13 protein-coding genes, 1 tRNA gene and 1 pseudogene are annotated in these 16,986 nt (G+C 64.5%); 11 read left to right on the top strand and 4 right to left on the bottom strand.

Annotated features, from left to right (window positions below):
* Window positions 1–70 precede the first annotated feature (70 nt).
* Window positions 71–156 (bottom strand) — tRNA-Leu (locus FHS84_RS10140).
* Between the two features lie 157 nt (window positions 157–313).
* Between FHS84_RS10140 and FHS84_RS10135 the strand changes: the two genes are divergently transcribed.
* Complete coding sequence (locus tag FHS84_RS10135; protein WP_166933684.1) at window positions 314–1,396, top strand: aminotransferase class III-fold pyridoxal phosphate-dependent enzyme; 1,083 nt, start codon at window positions 314–316, stop codon at window positions 1,394–1,396.
* On the opposite strand, the gene FHS84_RS10130 is transcribed toward FHS84_RS10135, so the two are convergent.
* Window positions 1,390–1,629, bottom strand: coding sequence for a hypothetical protein (locus FHS84_RS10130; RefSeq protein ID WP_166933681.1), 240 nt, complete (start codon window positions 1,627–1,629; stop codon window positions 1,390–1,392). The two genes, FHS84_RS10135 and FHS84_RS10130, sit on opposite strands and share 7 nt — an antisense overlap.
* A 182-nt stretch (window positions 1,630–1,811) precedes the next feature.
* Here FHS84_RS10130 and purH point away from each other — a divergent pair, with 182 nt between their 5' ends.
* From purH to FHS84_RS10100, 7 genes and pseudogenes are all read left to right on the top strand, one after another.
* A complete protein-coding gene (purH, locus tag FHS84_RS10125) occupies window positions 1,812–3,398 on the top strand; it encodes a bifunctional phosphoribosylaminoimidazolecarboxamide formyltransferase/IMP cyclohydrolase (protein ID WP_166933679.1) in 1,587 nt (528 codons plus the stop codon).
* 74 nt (window positions 3,399–3,472) lie between these two features.
* A complete protein-coding gene (locus FHS84_RS10120; protein WP_166933676.1) occupies window positions 3,473–4,456 on the top strand; it encodes a 2-hydroxyacid dehydrogenase in 984 nt (327 codons plus the stop codon).
* A 317-nt stretch (window positions 4,457–4,773) separates the two neighbouring features.
* Window positions 4,774–6,657 carry a methyl-accepting chemotaxis protein gene (locus FHS84_RS10115; protein WP_208393787.1) on the top strand — a complete coding sequence of 628 codons (1,884 nt, stop codon included), beginning with the start codon at window positions 4,774–4,776 and terminating at the stop codon, window positions 6,655–6,657.
* Between the two features lie 32 nt (window positions 6,658–6,689).
* Window positions 6,690–6,782, top strand: a pseudogene (locus FHS84_RS23070) (hypothetical protein); the annotation flags it as partial.
* A gap of 318 nt (window positions 6,783–7,100) precedes the next feature.
* On the top strand, window positions 7,101–8,984 hold the full coding sequence (locus FHS84_RS10110) for a methyl-accepting chemotaxis protein (protein ID WP_166933674.1): 1,884 nt from the start codon (window positions 7,101–7,103) through the stop codon (window positions 8,982–8,984).
* A gap of 29 nt (window positions 8,985–9,013) precedes the next feature.
* Window positions 9,014–9,478, top strand: a complete 465-nt coding sequence (locus FHS84_RS10105; protein WP_166933672.1) for a chemotaxis protein CheW — start codon at window positions 9,014–9,016, stop codon at window positions 9,476–9,478.
* A 98-nt stretch (window positions 9,479–9,576) separates the two neighbouring features.
* On the top strand, window positions 9,577–10,830 hold the full coding sequence (locus FHS84_RS10100; RefSeq protein WP_166933670.1) for a D-amino acid dehydrogenase: 1,254 nt from the start codon (window positions 9,577–9,579) through the stop codon (window positions 10,828–10,830).
* 171 nt (window positions 10,831–11,001) lie between these two features.
* On the opposite strand, the gene FHS84_RS10095 is transcribed toward FHS84_RS10100, so the two are convergent.
* A complete protein-coding gene (locus tag FHS84_RS10095) occupies window positions 11,002–12,600 on the bottom strand; it encodes a family 43 glycosylhydrolase (protein ID WP_166933667.1) in 1,599 nt (532 codons plus the stop codon).
* Between the two features lie 366 nt (window positions 12,601–12,966).
* On the opposite strand from FHS84_RS10095, the gene FHS84_RS10090 reads away from it, so the two are divergent.
* The 3 genes from FHS84_RS10090 to FHS84_RS21545 all read left to right on the top strand — a co-directional run bounded on the left by FHS84_RS10090 (window position 12,967) and on the right by FHS84_RS21545 (window position 15,763).
* On the top strand, window positions 12,967–13,425 hold the full coding sequence (locus FHS84_RS10090; protein ID WP_166933663.1) for a cache domain-containing protein: 459 nt from the start codon (window positions 12,967–12,969) through the stop codon (window positions 13,423–13,425).
* 27 nt (window positions 13,426–13,452) lie between these two features.
* Window positions 13,453–13,908, top strand: coding sequence for a cache domain-containing protein (locus tag FHS84_RS10085; protein ID WP_166933661.1), 456 nt, complete (start codon window positions 13,453–13,455; stop codon window positions 13,906–13,908).
* 82 nt (window positions 13,909–13,990) lie between these two features.
* A complete protein-coding gene (locus FHS84_RS21545; RefSeq protein WP_208393786.1) occupies window positions 13,991–15,763 on the top strand; it encodes a methyl-accepting chemotaxis protein in 1,773 nt (590 codons plus the stop codon).
* On the opposite strand, the gene FHS84_RS10075 is transcribed toward FHS84_RS21545, so the two are convergent.
* The gene (locus FHS84_RS10075; protein WP_166933659.1) at window positions 15,760–16,887 is read right to left on the bottom strand and encodes an aminotransferase class I/II-fold pyridoxal phosphate-dependent enzyme; all 1,128 of its coding nucleotides are present in this window, start codon (window positions 16,885–16,887) and stop codon (window positions 15,760–15,762) included. The genes FHS84_RS21545 and FHS84_RS10075 overlap by 4 nt on opposite strands.
* Between the last annotated feature and the right edge of the window lie 99 nt (window positions 16,888–16,986).

Genomic DNA, 16,986 nt, shown 5'->3' with positions numbered 1-16,986 from the left:
GCGTACGCAATGTCCCATCGAATGTGGCGCCGCGGGGCGCCCGATCCGTACCGATAAGGATGGAGGAAAGTGGTGCCCCCGGCCGGACTTGAACCAGCACGCCCGTGAAGGCAACAGATTTTGAGTCTGCCGCGTCTACCATTCCGCCACGGGGGCATGTCGCAGGTATGCGAATGGAGGCGGCGGACTATAGTCATGGCGAAGCGTCCGTCAACGCGGCGCCGCGGCCTTGACGCGGCCTTAATTGTCGGAGAGGACCATAGCGGCGATTTCACCCGGTCCGGCGGCCCCACCCGCCCAGCGCGAGCGTTCCATGTCCAGCGATTTCCCGTCCGACCCCGTCCTGACGGTCACCAAGGCCCGCGGCAGCGTCATCACTCTGGAGGACGGCCGGACCCTGATCGACGGCGCGACGCGGAACGCGATCCTCGGCCTGTCGCCCACCCTGATTCAGCTCGGCATCGAATCCCAGGCCGCCCGCCTGCCCCACAGCTTCGACGACGTGCTCGTCGCCGCCCCGGCCACCAAGCTGCTCGGCCGGCTCAACACCCTGTTGCCCAACAAGCGCGCCAGTCTGGCGCCGAACGGCCGGCTGGCCTTCGACACCGCGCTCGCCATGGCGAAGAAAGCCCATCCCGGCGAAATCGCCGCGTTCGAAGGCGGAGCCTTTGCCGGCGACGGCGCCCCGCTGCCGCTGCCGCTGCCGCGCGACGACGAGAGCGCGACCGATCTGATCGCCGCCCTGCAAAGCCGCGCCGCCAAGCTCGCGGCGGTGGTGATCGAGCCGCTGGTGCAACTGACGCCCGGCGTGCCGTTCCACTCGGAAGAGACGCTGGCGCGGGTGCGCGAAATCACCTTCAAGTGCGGCGTGCCGCTGATCGCCGACGAGCGCTTCTCCGGCTTCGGACGCCTCGGCGTGATGTACGCCCATCAGGCCGCCGCCATCGATCCCGACATGGTCGTTCTCGGCGAAATGCTGACCGGCGGAACCCTGTCGCTCGGCGCCGTGCTGGCGTCGAACCAGTTCGCCCTCGACACCGGCTGGGGTTCGATCGACACGCTGACCGCAGCGGCGGCCAATTCCTTCCTCGATCTCTGGGCGCGCGAAAACCGGCTCCTCGCCGCCAACGAGATCGGCAAGAAACTGGCGACCGAACTCGGCAAGTGCCTGAAGCTGCCGACGGTGAAGGATATTCGCGTGCGCGGCGCCTGCGGCGTGATCGAACTGAGCACCGCTCCCGACGCCGCCGCGCTGAAGCGGCAATTGCGCATGGACGGCGCTCTGGTGGCGGTCTCGGGCACCGCCGTGATGCTGACGCCGGCGCTCACCATCGTCACCAAGGAACTGCACACGCTCGCGGGTGCGGTGTTCAAAGTGCTGAAAACACTTCAGTAACAGCGGAGATATTTCTCAAGCCGGCCTTCGAATTCCTCCCGTAATCCAGGGCAAAGTGCAAAGACCCGCTCCATCAATTCACCGGTCTCAAAAACGGCAGATCCAATAGCGAGCCGGAGCACCTCGCGCTCTTCGGGTGTGACGTGATCCTTGATGAGCAAGGCAAGATCGCCGAGTTCCGCGCCTGCACGATTTGCCGCCCCCGCCACCATCCGGCCCAATTCGATATCCATCCGCAGCTCCCTTGCGCGCAACTTTCCAACAGTATTGGGGAAATTGACGCCCGCAACAATCGTTCGCTTTTCGTGATGGGCGATTCGCGCGGAAATTTCATTCGGGCGGCGATCTGGCTCTTTCGTTTCGCGGCCTCGCGAAGTATCACCGGCCGTAACCCCTAAACGATCGCGAGTCTGCCATGACGCTCCGCAACATCCGCCGCGCGCTCATTTCCGTGTCCGACAAGACGGGGCTGGTCGACTTCGCACAAGGCCTCGCCAAGCACGGCGTGGCGCTGATCTCCACCGGCGGCACCGCCAAAGCGCTGCGTGACGCCGGTCTCACCGTCGCCGACGTCTCCGACATCACCGGCTTTCCCGAAATGATGGACGGGCGGGTGAAGACGCTGCATCCGATCGTGCATGGCGGCCTTCTCGGCCTGCGCGACAAGCACGCCGCGGCGATGAAGGAACACGGCATCGAGGGCATCGATCTTCTGGTCTGCAATCTCTATCCGTTCGAAGCCACGGTCGCCAAAGGCGCCGCGTTCGACGAAGTGATCGAGAACATCGATATCGGCGGCCCGGCGATGACCCGCTCGGCGGCCAAGAACCACGACTGGGTGACGGTGGTGGTCGACGTCGAGGATTACGCGGCCGTGCTCGCCGAAATGGACGCCAACAACGGCGCCACGACGCTGACACTGCGCCGCCGCCTCGCCCAGACGGCCTATGCCCGCACCGCGGCGTACGATGCGGCGGTGTCGAACTGGTTCGCCACCCAGCTCGAAGACAAGGAAACCCCGCCCAAGCGGCGCGCCTTCGCCGGTACGCTGCGCCAGTCGCTGCGCTATGGCGAGAATCCGCACCAGCAGGCCGCGTTCTATGCGACCGGCGAGAAGCGCCCCGGCGTCGCCACGGCCGAGCAGTTGCAGGGCAAGGAACTCTCCTACAACAACATCAGTGATACCGACGCCGCCTACGAGCTGATCGCCGAATTCGATCCCAAGGCCCATGCGGCCTGCGCCATCATCAAGCACGCCAATCCTTGCGGCGTGGCGCTGGCGGACACGCTGGCCGATGCCTACGCCAAGGCGCTGGCCTGCGATCCGTTGTCGGCCTACGGCGGCATCGTCGCGCTCAACCGCACCCTCGACGGCGCCACGGCGGAACTGATCTCCAAGCTCTTCACCGAAGTGATCATCGCGCCTGACGTCGACGCCGATGCGCGCGCCATTCTGGCCAAGAAGAAGAACCTGCGCATCCTGGTGGCGGGCAGCCTGCCCAATCCGCTGGAACCGGGCCTGACCTTCAAGTCGGTGTCGGGCGGCATGCTGGTGCAGACCCGCGATATCGGCCGCACGACGGCGGCGGATCTCAAGATCGTCACCAAGCGGAAGCCTTCGGACGCCGAGATCGCCGATCTTCTGTTCGCCTTCACCGTCGGCAAGTATGTGAAGTCCAACACCATCGTCTATGCCAAGGACCTCACGACCGCCGGCATCGGCGCCGGACAGATGAGCCGGGTGGATTCGGCCCGCATCGCCGCCGAAAAGGCGCGCGCCGTCGCCAAGGCCGCGGGCTGGCCGCAATCGCGGACCATCGGCTCGGCGGCCGCGTCCGACGCCTTCTTCCCCTTCCCCGACGGCCTGATGGAAATCGCCGAGGCGGGCGCCACCAGCGTCATCCAGCCGGGCGGCTCCGTCCACGACGCCGACGTGATCGCGGCGGCCGATGAAGCCGGACTTTCGATGGTCTTCAGCGGAAAGCGCCACTTTCGTCACTGAAAACGAAGGGCGGCACTGACACGGCGGGGCGCATCTGATACATCGGATGCGCCAGCCTTGAGTGCCACACGGTCATGGTGCGCAAACCGGTCGTCATCGTCACGCGCAAACTGCCGGACGTCATCGAGACGCGGATGCGCGAGCTGTTCGATGCGCAACTGAACGACTCCGACAAGCCGTTCCGCCGCCACGAGCTGATCCAGGCGCTGCAGTCATGCGAAATCCTGGTGCCGACCATCACCGACCGGCTCGACGCCAGCCTGCTCGCCGAGGCGGGTCCCGGCCTCAAGATGATCGCCAACTACGCCAACGGCTTCGACAACATCGACATCACCGCGGCGCTGGCGAAGGGGCTGATGGTCACCAACACGCCGGGCGTTCTCACCAGCGACACCGCCGACGCCACCATGGCGCTGATCCTCGCCGTGCCGCGCCGCTTCTTCGAAGGTGCCGAGGCGCTCGAACGCGGCGCCTTCCGCGGCTGGTCGCCGACCTGGATGCTGGGCCACCGCTTGGCCGGCAAACGGCTCGGCATCGTCGGCATGGGACGCATCGGCGAAGCGGTGGCGCGGCGCGCCAAGGCGTTCGGATTGCAGATCCACTACCACAATCGCAAGCCGGTGCGGGCGCATGTCGAGACCGAACTCGAAGCGACCTATTGGGAAAATCTCGATCAGATGCTGTCGCGCATGGACATCGTCTCGATCAATTGTCCGCATACGCCGGCAACCTACCGGCTGTTGTCGGCGCGGCGGCTGAAGCTGCTCAAGCCTACGGCCTATATCGTCAACACCGCGCGCGGCGAAGTCATCGACGAGGAATGCCTCGCCGCCATGCTGGAGAGCGGCCAGCTCGCCGGTGCCGGCCTCGACGTCTACGAGCGCGAACCGGCCATCCATCCCAAGCTGCTGAAGGCCCGCAATGTCGTGCTGTTGCCGCACATGGCCTCGGCCACCATCGAAGGCCGCATCGAGATGGGCGAGAAGGTGATCGTCAATATCAAGACCTACGTCGACGGCCACCGTCCGCCCGACCGGGTCATTCCGGCGATGCTGTAAGCGCTATGCATTCGTAGGTACTGCTACGTATGGGTACAAATCCTTAGCGGGTCCGGAAAAACCGGCAGATTCTTTGAATAGAATCCGCGCAGAAAAAATTCCCGCATTACTCCTGGGGTTTATATCGACCTAGCCACTGCAAGGACGCAGCCCTTGCGTGCGTCACACCGGCTTGCAAGCAGACCGTGCTCCCGGCGGCAGAAACCTGCTGACGTTCCTCGGTAAGTCTACATGGCCCGTAAATGCTTTCGCTCCAATCGTACGCGTAACACGGGAACGGCAATGCGCCGTTACCGTCGCGATTAGGATGCAACACCATGGATTTCAGGAACCTCTCCGTCAGCAAGAAGCTGGTCGGCGCATTCGCACTTGTTCTCGCCACCACCATCGGTCTGGGCTTATTCGCGGTCAACAGCCTGTCGACGTTGAACGACAAGTCCGTCGAAATTCGCGACAACTGGCTGCCGGCCGTCGGCGATCTGGGCGAGTTCCAATACTTCATGACGCGCACCCGCGTGGCCCAAGCCAACTACGTTATGGCCACGACCGATACCCAGCGCGAAGATATGAAAGCGCGGATGAAGGAATACCGCGGCAAGGCCGACAAGCATTGGGCGAACTACACAGCGACCGTCACTCCCGGCGAAGAGCGCATGCTGGTCGATCAAATCGTTGCGGCGAGAAACGCCTATGAGCCTTTGCAGGGAAAGGTCGAGGAGGTCATCAAGACCCAGGGCCGCGATGCCGGCATCGCCTATTTCATGCATGACATGCGCAACACCTACAACACGTTTATTGCGGCCATCGAAAAGGATGTCGCGTTCAATCGAAACGGCGGCGTCACCGCCGGAAACGAAGGTGCCGCAACATATTCGACGGCCCGCATATGGATATTCATCGCGATCGGACTCGCCGCAGTGTTCTGCATCGCGGCCGGTTATGTCCTGGTGCGCGCGATCTCCACGCCGCTCGGCAACATGACCGAGGCCATGGGCGAACTCGCCCGCGGCAATCTCAATGCCAACGTCCCGCATGCCGACCAGCAAGACGAAATCGGCAAGCTCGCCGAGGCCATGACCACCTTCAAGAATCAGCTCGCCGCGGCGGAAGAAGCCAAGGCCGAGCAGACACGCGTGATCGTCTCCTCGATCGGTGCCGGCCTCGATCACCTCGCCAAGGGCGACCTCACCCATCGCGTCACCGCCGAACTCACCGGCGCCTTCGCCAAGCTGAAGGAAGACTTCAACATCGCGATGGAACGTCTGCAGGACACCATCAAGAACGTCCTCAATTCGACCAATCAGATCGACAACAACGCCAGTGAAATCTCGGCCGCCGCCGACGACCTGTCGCGGCGCACCGAGCAGCAGGCGGCATCGCTGGAGGAAACGGCTGCGGCGCTCGAAGAGATCACCGCCACCGTCAAGAAGACCGCCTCCAACGCCAAGGAAGCCTCGCACAGCGTGGTCGGCGCCAAAGCTGCGGCCGAGAACGGCGGACACGTGGTCGAAACCGCCGTCAAGGCGATGGACGCCATCTCGCAGTCGTCCAAGCAGATCACCGACATTACCGGCGTCATCGACGAGATCGCCTTCCAGACCAACCTTCTGGCCCTCAACGCCGGTGTCGAAGCGGCGCGGGCGGGCGAAGCAGGCAAGGGTTTCGCAGTTGTCGCCAGCGAAGTGCGCGCCCTGGCGCAGCGTTCCTCGGAAGCGGCCAAGCAGATCAAGGCGCTGATCAACACCTCGAGCGAGCATGTCGGCAACGGCGTGAAATACGTCGGCGAAACCGGACAGGCCTTGAAGAACATCGTCAACCAAGTCGTCCAGATCAACGCCCTGGTCAGCGAAATGGCGCAAGCCGCGGAGCAACAGTCGACCGGCATCGAACAGGTCAATACGGCGGTCAGCCAGATGGATCAGGTCACCCAGCAGAACGCCGCCATGGTCGAGGAATCGACGGCAGCGTCGCGTAATATGGCGAGCGAGACCAAGGTGCTCACCGAACTCATCGGCTTCTTCTCGGTCGGCGAGATATCGCATGCCGCAAGCGCGCCGCATACCATCGCGCGCCATACACCGGGCCCGCAGCCGGCCAAGCGCCCCGCACCCAGGCCGGTCGCCAAAGTGGCGGCTGCCGGAGGCGGACGCGCTGCCGCCGCACCGGCGAATACAGGCGACGGCGACTGGACCGAATTCTGAGACAACCGGTAACACCGGCGGCGTTCGGTCCCCGCATCGCGATGGGCGAGAAGGTGATCGTCGATATCAAGACCTATGTCGACGGCCACCGTCCGCCCGACCGGGTCATTCCGGCGATGCTCTGACCAACGCTGTCATCGATAGGTATTTACACCGACACGTACAAATCCCTATCCGCACGCCGCAGTTGCGCGCCTGCCGAGCATGCCCACGATAAAGGCGGGCGCTGGCGGCCCACAGTCGAACAAATGCAACGGCTTGAATTGCTACGACTGTAAGCCGCTTTTCGCCTTCAACGTGCACCCAACTAATCGCATGGCGACGGAGGCATTGGGCGGGTTCGCCGCTCTTAATTGTCTACACGACATATCAACAATTGCACCCCAATCGTACGCGCAACACGGGAACCGCAGGCCGCGGTCGCTCTAGCAATGGGTGCAGTCATGAACTTCAAGAACCTTTCCGTCAGCAAGAAGCTGGTCGGCGTTTTCGCGCTGGTGCTCGCCGTTACTATCGGACTGGGTCTCTTCGCCCAGACCAGCTTGTCGAAGGTGAACGACGTCGCCGCCGACGTTTCCGGCAACTGGCTGCCGTCGGTGAAGGCACTCGGCCAGTACGAATATGCGGTGACCCGGTTGCGGGCGGCGCAAAGCACCTATCTGCTGCCGCTTGCCGACGAAACGCGGGCCAGGCTTATCAAAAACATTCAGGTCTACAGAAATCAGGCCGACACCGCGTGGACGAAATACAAGCCCCTCGTTACGACCGGCACGGAACAGAATCTCGCCGACAAGATCGTCGCCGCTAGAGAAGCCTACGAAAGTTCGCTGACCAAGAACCTGGAGATCTTCAAGACCGAAGGCGATCGCGCCGCCACGACTTTTGCGCAAGGCGAATCCCGCGACAAATTCAATGCCTTGGTCGAGGCGATCGACGCCGACGTGCAGTTCAACGACCAAATGAGCGCCCAGCGTGGTGCCGAAGGTCAATCCGTTTTCGGTACCGCCCGCCTCTGGATTTATATCGCTCTCGGACTGGCGGCCGTCTTCTGCGGCGCTGCCGGTTATGCCCTGGTACGCGCGATTTCCGCGCCGCTCACCAACATGACCGAAGCCATGGGCGAACTCGCCCGCGGCAATCTCAACGCCCATGTTCCGCATGCCGATCAGATGGACGAGATCGGCAAGCTCGCCGAAGCGATGACGACGTTCAAGAACCAGCTCGCGGCGGCCGAAGAAGCAAAAGAGAAGCAGACCCAGGTGATCGTGTCCTCGATCGGCACCGGTCTCGATCATCTCGCCAAGGGCGATCTCACCCATCGCGTCACCGACGATCTCACCGGCGCCTTCGCCAAGCTGAAGGAAGACTTCAACCTGGCCATGACGCGTCTGCAGGAGACGGTGAAGAACGTCCTCAATTCGACCCATCAGATCGACAACAACGCCAGCGAAATCTCGACCGCCGCCGACGACCTGTCGCGCCGCACCGAGCAGCAGGCCGCCTCGCTCGAAGAAACCGCCGCGGCGCTCGAAGAGATCACCGCCACGGTCAAGAAGACCGCCGCCAATGCCAAGGAAGCCTCGCACAGCGTCGCCGGCGCCAAGGACGCGGCGGAGAACGGCGGACGCGTGGTCGAAACCGCCGTCAGGGCGATGGATTCCATCGCGCAATCCTCCAAGCAGATCACCGACATCATCGGCGTGATCGACGAGATCGCCTTCCAGACCAACCTGCTCGCCCTCAATGCCGGTGTCGAAGCGGCGCGGGCGGGCGAAGCGGGCAAAGGCTTTGCGGTGGTCGCATCCGAAGTGCGGGCGCTGGCGCAACGGTCTTCGGAAGCCGCCAAGCAGATCAAGGCGCTCATCAACACCTCGAGCGAGCATGTCGGCGACGGCGTGAAATACGTCGGCGAAACCGGCCAGGCCTTGAAGCGCATCGTCGACCAAGTGGTCCAGATCAACGCCCTGGTCGGCGAAATGGCGCAAGCCGCCGAACAGCAGTCGACCGGCATCGAACAAGTCAATTCCGCGGTCGGCCAGATGGATCAGGTCACCCAGCAGAACGCCGCCATGGTCGAAGAGTCGACGGCCGCCGCCCGCAACATGGCGGGAGAGACCAAGACGCTCACCGAACTCATCGGCTTCTTCTCGGTCGGCGATACCCACTTCGCGGCGCCGGCCGCCGCCGCACCGCGCCAGACGGCACGCTCGCTGCCGCCGCGGCCCGCACCCAAGCCGGTGGCCAGGCCCGCCGCAAAAATGGCGGCCGCAGGCGGCGGCAAGCCGGCCGCTGCGCCGACCGGCGACGACGACTGGACCGAATTCTAAACCGGGCACTGCGCCGACCGGAGGGCACCATGAGCGAAACCGACACCCAATCCCGCCAATACATCACCTTCATCGCCAACGGCCAGGAATTCGCCGCCAACATCATGGCGATCCGCGAAATCCGCGGCTGGACCGACACCACGCCGCTGCCCCACGTGCCCGATTACGTGCGCGGCGTCATCAATCTGCGCGGCATCGTACTGCCGGTGGTGGATCTCAAGGCGCGGCTCGGCCTCGGCATGACCGAAGCCACCGCCAAGCACGTCATCATCGTGGTGGCGGACGGCAGCCGCACCACCGGCATCCTGGTCGACGCGGTATCGGACATCATCACCGTTTCGAACGCCGACGTGCAGCCGCCGCCGGACGTCATGCAGTGCGGCAACGACGGCCATATCGACGGCATCGCCGTGATCGACGGCCGTATGGTCACCTTGCTGGCGATCTCGCACATGACCGCCATCGGCATCGACAACGCCATGCTGGCGGCTTAATTCGCCAAAGTAGGGCCCGCGGCGAAAGGGCCCTTTTCACGGCCGCCCCAGGGGACTAGCTCTCCTCCCGCACGTTTCAGAGGTTTGCGGGAGCTGCCGTGAAAGTTGTGGTCTTAGGCGCTGGCGTCGTCGGAACGGCGGCAGCCTGGTTTCTTTCCCGGCGCGGGCACGAGGTCACCGTCATCGAGCGCGAGCCGGCGGCGGGCCTGGAGACCAGTTTTGCCAACGGCGGACAGGTATCGCCCTGCCATGCCGAGCCCTGGGCCAATCCCGGCACCCCGAAGCAGGCGCTGAAGTGGATGTTCCGCGCCGACGCCCCGCTGGTGTTCAAGTGGTGGCGCTACGACCCGACGCTGTGGGCGTGGCTCGTCCGCTTCCTCGCCAACTGCACGCCGGGACGCACACGGATCAATACCGACCGGACGCTGCGCGTCGCCATCTATTCGCGCGCCTGCCTGCAGGCCCTGCGCGCCGAGACCGGCATCGCCTACGACGAGAAGACGCTCGGCATCCTGCACGTCTACCGCAATCCCAAGACGTTCGAACATGCCCAAGGCGCCTCGGCGCTGATGGCCTCGCTGGGATTGAAGCGCGACGTCAAGACGGTGGCCGAAGCGGTGGCGATCGAACCGGCGCTGAAAACCGTGGCGAACGAACTGGCCGGCGCCATCTTCACGCCCGACGACGAATCCGGCGACGCCCACAAATTCACCCAGCGCCTGGCGGGGTTGGCGGAAAAGAACGGCGTCTTGTTCTGCTTCAACACCACCGTCACCGGCTTCAAGCGCGACGGCGACCGTATCGAAGCGGTGGTCACCGATCGCGGCGACGTCAAAGGCGACGCCTATCTGATGGCGATGGGAAGCTGGTCGACGCCGTGGGCGCGCCAGCTCGGATTGCACCTGCCGGTCTATCCGGCCAAGGGCTATTCGGCGACCCTGCCGGTCACCGATCCGGCCAAGGCGCCGTCGGTCTCGATCACCGACGACGAGCACAAGATGGTCTACAGCCGCCTCGGCGACCGCTTGCGCTGCGCCGGAACCGCGGAGCTGGCGGGCTGGAACGACGCCATGACGCCGGTGCGGTCCCAAGCCATCGTCAAGAACGCCAAGGCGCTGTTTCCCGGTGCGGGCGATTTCGACAGTGCCGAACTGTGGTGCGGATTGCGCCCGACAACGCCGGATTCGGTGCCGCTGCTGGGCAAGACGCCGCTCAAGAATTTCTATCTCGACACCGGCCACGGCACGCTCGGCTGGACGATGTCGTGCGGCTCCGGCAAAGCGGTCGCCGATCTCATTTCGGGCGTCGAACCCGAGATCGACATGACCGGGCTCGGCATCGAGCGGTTTTAGAAGTCCACGGCGCTCCATATACCAAAGTGGATATCACCCCAAGCGGCGTTCCGTTGGCTCTACCTGGGTCCCCTTCCCGTCGCTGCGCTGCGCTGGCTCCGCCGGGGATGACAGAAGGGGTGCGCCCGTGGAGGGCAGAAAAGGGAGGCATCGCGCGAAGGCGCGAGCGGGTTAGGTCAGCGCCCGGTATTTGAAATTGCGGAAGCGGGCGGAGCCTTGGCCGGCGGCGTAGAGGCCGGGTTTCAGCATCAGGAAGCCGCCGCGGACATTGTGGTGGTAGCCCGACACTTCCATGCCGCGGTCGAAGCGCTTCCAGGTCTTGCCCTGATCGCCGCTCAGCCAGAACGAGACGATGTGATGGTCGTTCTTGACCCGCATCAACAGCCGTTTGCCGTACGGATTGGCGGGACGGCCGCGCTCCATGCCGTATTGATGGGTGACGAACCGCGTGTCGTCGAAGCCGAGGCCGCAATAGAGCTTGTCGTCGTAGAACAGGAGCAGACCCGCGCGGGTTTCGCCGGCAAGCTCGATATCGCATTCGAACTCGTAAGCCGGATCGCCGACCACCAGCAGCAAGGGCGAGGAATCCTTGGGCGCCGTGCCGCTCGCCTGGACGAGAAGACCGTCGGAGCCGAACGCAAGGCGCGCCGCTTCCGCCGGCGAAGGCCGGAAGAAATTCCACACCATGCCGGTACGGTCGGTCGAAAAATCGTCGGACAGCGCAATGCCGTGCTTCTGCGCCGCCCCGCCTTTCGGCTTCGGCAACGGCTGCGAAAGATCGCCGCCGCCGATGTCGAACCAGCCGTCCTTGGTCCAGGTCACCGGCGCCAGCAAGGCCTGACGGCCGAGCGTCCAGTAGCCGTTCTCGTAGCCGTGATAGACCGCCCACCAGTCGCCCGCCGGGCCTTCCACCAGACTGGCATGACCGCGCGACCACCAGCGTTCGGCAAGGGAGCGGGTGCGCACCAAGGGATTGCGCGGATGGTTCTCCCACGGGCCATGAATCGACTTGGACCGCGCCGCGATCACCATGTGCCCGGTCGGCGGACCGGCCGTGCCGCCCACGGCGGTCACGACATAGAAGTATTCGCCGTGGCGATGGACCTTCGGTCCTTCGGGCGAAAAGCCTTCGACGTCCCAATCCTCGGGATAATGCCAGGGATCGTAGACGTGCTCGGGTTCGCCGATCCGCTTGAGGCCGTCGTCGGACAGCCGCACGCGGTCGCCGCCCGACAGGAACAGCCAGCGCGAACCGTCTTCGCCGACGGTGTGGCAGGGGTCGATGTGATGCGGCAGATCGAGATCGACCGGTTCGCTCCACGGCCCTTCGATCTTGTCGGCCGAGATCACGTAGATCGAGGTCTTGGTGCCCGGCGACGTCGCCTTGGTCGGGATGTAGAGGAAATAGCGGCCGTTGTGCTTTTCGAGGCTCACCGCCCACACCGAGCCGATGTTCTTCTTCAGCGCCGCCCCGACCGGCTGCCAGTTGACGAGATCGCGGCTGTGCCAGATCACGCAGGCCGGATACGCCTCGAACGACGAGAAGGTCATGTAATAGTCGGCGCCGTCCTTGAGGATCGCCGGATCGGGATGATCGCCGGCGAAAATCGGATTGAGAAAGGTGCCGTTGCCGAGATCGGCCTGACGCTGGCCTTCATAGGTCTTGGTCCAGGTCACCGGCGCTTTGGCGGCGACGGCAGCGGGCAACCCCAGCGCGAGGGGGGACAGACCAAGGGCTTGCAAGGCGCGGCGGCGGCTGGTGCGAGGCATGACGACTCCGACACAAATGACGAAACGGGGATAGCGCAAACGGGCGCGGCGTTGAACGTCCTTTTGCGATACCCACGGCTTTTTTACCCGGCGCGGGGGAGCGCCTCGCGCGCGCCCCCGCAACCGACGGCCACCCCCGGCAGACGGCGTCAAGCCCCCGTCATCCGCACAAATACCTATCGCGCGGAGCGCCCGCGCGAAGGCCTTGCCCGATCAAGACAATTTGCGCTGCATACGGATCATTGCGGATCCGCCTGCCGGCAAAATGCGGAACGGACAGATTCTTCTTACATTCAATTTACCCGCTTTCCGCATAGTTCCCTCGCGCCTTGCGTTCAAAGGCGTCCACACTGGGGAGCTCCACTGATGACTTTCGCAAAGCGCATTCTTTTGATCGGCGCGGTCGTTCCGTTCCTGGCGACCGCAGCGTTCGCCGCCGACCGCGGCACCAAGCCCGAAGCCATCGCCATGGTGAAGAAGGCCGTCGCCTATATCGGCGCGAGCGGCGCGCAGAAAGCCTATGCCGAGATCACCGCCCAAGACCCGAAATTCCACGCGGGCGATCTCTACGTGATCGTCTACGACTCGACCGGAAAATGCCTTGCCCACGGCAACAACCCCAAGCTGGCCGGCAAGGATCTGATCGACGCGCAGGACGCCGACGGCGTCTATTACGTCAAGGACCGCATCACCCTGATGAAGACCAAGTCCTCGTTCTGGCAGGACTACAAGTTCTCCGATCCGCTGACCAAGAAGATCGAGCCGAAATCGACCTACTGCGAAAAGCTGAACGACACCGCGGTGTGCGTAGGCATCTACAAATAGCATCCAATCGCCGAAGGAGACTTTCGCATGAAACTCATCGCAAGTCTGTTTGCCGCCCTCGTTCTCTTTGCCTCCTCCTCGCCCGCTCCGGCGGCCGACAAAGGCACCAAGCCCGAAGCCGTCGCCATGGTGAAAAAGGCCGTGGACGCCATCAAGGCCAACGGCGCCGACAAAGCCTACGCCCTGTTCGCCAAGACCGACGGCGGCTTCCGCGACCGCGATCTCTATGTCCTGGTCTACGACATGAGCGGCACGTGCCTGGCGCACGGCGCCAATCCCAAGCTCGTCGGCAAGAACAACCTCGAAGCGCAGGACGCGGACGGCGTCTATTACGTCAAGGACCGCCTGGCCCTCGCCAAGACCAATGCCAGCTTCTGGCAGGACTACAAATACACCGATCCGGTCACCAAGAAGATCGAGCCGAAATCGACGTATTGCGAGAAGCTGAACCAGACCATCGTTTGCGTCGGCATCTACAAGTAACACCGCCTCACGGCGCGGACGGTCCGGCCCCAACACGGGCCGCCCGCGACGGCGTTATTTGCAACTCTCCGGGACGAGCCCCATGAGCACGACCTTCAACAACCTGTCGATCCGCGCCAAGCTGACCCTGATGGCGCTGTGCATCGTATTTCTCACGGCCTGCCTCGGCGGCTACAGCTATTTCATGCTCGACGGCAATCGCGAGAAAACCAGCGCTCTGCAGAACGGCGTGCTCCAATATGCCGATACCGTCAACGCCTTCAAAGCGAAGACGCTGAAGTCGACGGCCAACGTCTACAGCCTGGTGTCGACCGCCAGCAACGAAAGCGACACGGCCAAGATCGAAAAGCTCGCCAAGGCCAGCATGGCCGAATTCGACGCCCTGCAAGCCGATCTCGCCGGAGTCCAGGCGGCGGCCACCGGCGCCGGTCTGCCGGAAACCGAGGTCAAAGCGTTCGGCGAACTCCTGTCGGCCTACGTCAAGCGCGGCAAGGCGGTCGGCGACATGGTCACCAGCGACGTTCCCACCGCCGCGGGCATGCTCACCGGAACCCGGCAGCGCTACGAGGCGATGAACACCGCGCTCGACGCCATCGTCGCCCGGCTCGACGAGACCAAGCACAGCACTTTCGCCTCGCTGAACGCGACCATGAAGTCGGGACAGAACGTGTTCCTCATCAGCGTCGTCGTCATCATCGCATTGTCGATGGCCCTGTCCTGGGCGATGGCGAACCGCATCGCCGCGCCGCTGCAGTCCGTCACCGACGTGCTGACGGCGCTCTCCGAAGGCCATCTCGACATCGCCGTGCCCGAGGACGATCGCAGCGACGAAGTCGGACGGCTGGCGGGCGCCACCTCCGTTTTGCGCGGCCGCCTCGCCGCGGCGGAAAAAGCCAAGCAGGACCAGACGCGCCTGATCGTCGGCAGCGTCGGTACCGGACTCGATGCCTTGGCCGGCGGCGACCTCACCGCCCGCATCACTTCCGAACTCACCGGGCCGTTCGCCAAGCTTAAGGACGATTTCAACCGCGCCCTCGAGCGCCTCGAAGAGACGATGAAGAAGGTGCTGCACAACACCCATCAGATCTCCAACGGTGCCGGCGAGATCAGCCACGCCGCCGACGACCTGTCGCGGCGCACCGAACAGCAGGCGGCGAGTCTCGAAGAAACCGCCGCGGCGCTGGAAGAGATCACCACCACCGTCAAACGTTCCGCCGCCAACGCCCGCGACGCGCGCGACCGCGCCGTGGCCGCCAAATCGGCAGCCGAGGACGGCGGCCGGGTGGTCGGAACCGCCGTGGAAGCGATGGCCGGGATCGAACAATCCTCGAAGCAGATCACCGACATCATCAGCGTGATCGACGAGATCGCCTTCCAGACCAATCTTCTCGCCCTCAATGCCGGCGTCGAAGCCGCACGCGCGGGCGAAGCGGGCAAGGGCTTTGCCGTGGTCGCCTCGGAAGTGCGGGCCCTGGCGCAGCGCTCGTCCGATGCGGCCAAGGAAATCAAGACCCTCATCAACCGGTCCGGCGAGCAGGTGTCGAGCGGCGTGCAATATGTCGGCGAGACCGGCGCCGCGCTGCAGCGCATCGTCGACGAAATCGCGGCGATCAACAATTACGTGGTCGAAATGGCGGGCGCCGCCGAACAGCAGGCGACCGGTATCCAGGAGGTCAACGCCGCCGTCGGCCAGATGGATCAGGTCACCCAGCAGAACGCCGCGATGGTCGAGGAATCGACCGCCGCCTCGCGCAATCTGGCGATGGAGACGAGCGAACTGTCGGAGCTGATCGCGTTCTTCCGCGTCGGCGGCACGGCCGAGGGGCGGGCGGGCAAACTGCGCGCCGTCGCTTAGCGCGCGCGGGCCCTGAACCACGGCTCCAGCCGGCGGATCGCTTCTTCGGTCTCGGCGGTCGACACCGCGAAGGAAATGCGGATGAAGCGGTGGCCCTCGACCGGATCGAAATCGATGCCGGGCGCGATGGCGACGCCGGTGTCTTCCAAAAGCTCCTTGCAGAAGGCAAGGCTGTCATCGGTCAGGTGGCCGACATCGACATAGACGTAAAACGCGCCGTCGGGCGGCGCGATGCGGGACAGGCCGAGCCGCGGCAAGGCCTTCAGCAAGAGATCGCGGTTGGTGCGATAGACGTCGACATGCTTTTCGAGTTCCTCGGTCGCGTCCAGCGCGGCGACGCCGGCATGCTGGCTGAGCGAGGGCGCGGTGAGAAACATGTTGCCGCAAAACGCGCGGGCGCGTTCGGCTTTGTCTTCCGGTGCCAGGAGCCAGCCCAGACGCCACGCCACCATCGAGAAGTACTTCGAGAAACTGCCGATCACGAAGGCGCCGGGATCGTAGGCGAGCATGGTCGCGGCGGGACCGGCATAGGAGAGGCCGTGATAGATCTCGTCGGAGATGACGGTGGCGCCGCGGGCGCGGCTGACGTCGGCAATGGCCTTCAGGTCGGCATCGGGAATGATGGTGCCGGTCGGATTGGCGGGGCTCGCCACGATCACGCCCTGGGGCGCGGGATCGAGCGCGGCGATGTGCGAGGCGGCGAGCTGGTAGCGGGTCTCCGGCCCGCAGGCGATCTCGACCGGCTCCAGATGCAGCGCCTTCAAGACATTGCGGTAGGCGACATAGCCGGGACGGGCGAGCACGACGCGGTCGCCGGGCGAAAAGAACGCGGTCAGCGCCAGAACCAATGCGGGTGACGCGCCGCAGGTCAGGACGAAGCGCTCGGGCGCGACGTCGAGGCCGTAGCGGCGGCGGTAATGGGCCGCCAGGGCCTCCTGCAGCGTGGGGCTTTCCCAATAGCCCATGGCATCGCTGTCGAGCACGCGATGGGCGACGTCGAGGGCGGCCTTGGGCGCCCCGGTGGAGGGCTGGCCGTATTCCATGTGGATCACCGCCCGCCCCTTCAGGCGATGGGCCAAGCGGTTGATCTCCATGGCGTAGAACGGATCGATCTCGGACAACATGCTTAATCATAGCACCCCCGCCGGGCTTTGCAGCGCTACTGCGGCAACGCCGCCTTCCGGGGACCGGTTTGCCGCCGTATAGTCGCCGCCAAACATGGG

Origin of the sequence: Rhizomicrobium electricum (assembly GCF_011762045.1) — a bacterium.
GTDB classification, from domain to species: Bacteria; Pseudomonadota; Alphaproteobacteria; order Micropepsales; family Micropepsaceae; genus Rhizomicrobium; species Rhizomicrobium electricum.
This window is presented reverse-complemented; position numbering and strand designations above follow the sequence as displayed.

What these genes read in the sequence shown, in the direction of transcription:
- FHS84_RS10075 (WP_166933659.1), bottom strand. Translation starts at nt 16,887, where the DNA reads ATGTTGTCCGAGATCGATCCGTTCTACGCCATGGAGATCAACCGCTTG.
- FHS84_RS10120 (WP_166933676.1), top strand. Translation starts at nt 3,473, where the DNA reads ATGGTGCGCAAACCGGTCGTCATCGTCACGCGCAAACTGCCGGACGTC.
- FHS84_RS10105 (WP_166933672.1), top strand. Translation starts at nt 9,014, where the DNA reads ATGAGCGAAACCGACACCCAATCCCGCCAATACATCACCTTCATCGCC.
- FHS84_RS10110 (WP_166933674.1), top strand. Translation starts at nt 7,101, where the DNA reads ATGAACTTCAAGAACCTTTCCGTCAGCAAGAAGCTGGTCGGCGTTTTC.
- FHS84_RS10085 (WP_166933661.1), top strand. Translation starts at nt 13,453, where the DNA reads ATGAAACTCATCGCAAGTCTGTTTGCCGCCCTCGTTCTCTTTGCCTCC.
- FHS84_RS21545 (WP_208393786.1), top strand. Translation starts at nt 13,991, where the DNA reads ATGAGCACGACCTTCAACAACCTGTCGATCCGCGCCAAGCTGACCCTG.
- FHS84_RS10090 (WP_166933663.1), top strand. Translation starts at nt 12,967, where the DNA reads ATGACTTTCGCAAAGCGCATTCTTTTGATCGGCGCGGTCGTTCCGTTC.
- FHS84_RS10135 (WP_166933684.1), top strand. Translation starts at nt 314, where the DNA reads ATGTCCAGCGATTTCCCGTCCGACCCCGTCCTGACGGTCACCAAGGCC.
- purH (WP_166933679.1), top strand. Translation starts at nt 1,812, where the DNA reads ATGACGCTCCGCAACATCCGCCGCGCGCTCATTTCCGTGTCCGACAAG.
- FHS84_RS10130 (WP_166933681.1), bottom strand. Translation starts at nt 1,629, where the DNA reads ATGGATATCGAATTGGGCCGGATGGTGGCGGGGGCGGCAAATCGTGCA.
- FHS84_RS10095 (WP_166933667.1), bottom strand. Translation starts at nt 12,600, where the DNA reads ATGCCTCGCACCAGCCGCCGCCGCGCCTTGCAAGCCCTTGGTCTGTCC.
- FHS84_RS10115 (WP_208393787.1), top strand. Translation starts at nt 4,774, where the DNA reads ATGGATTTCAGGAACCTCTCCGTCAGCAAGAAGCTGGTCGGCGCATTC.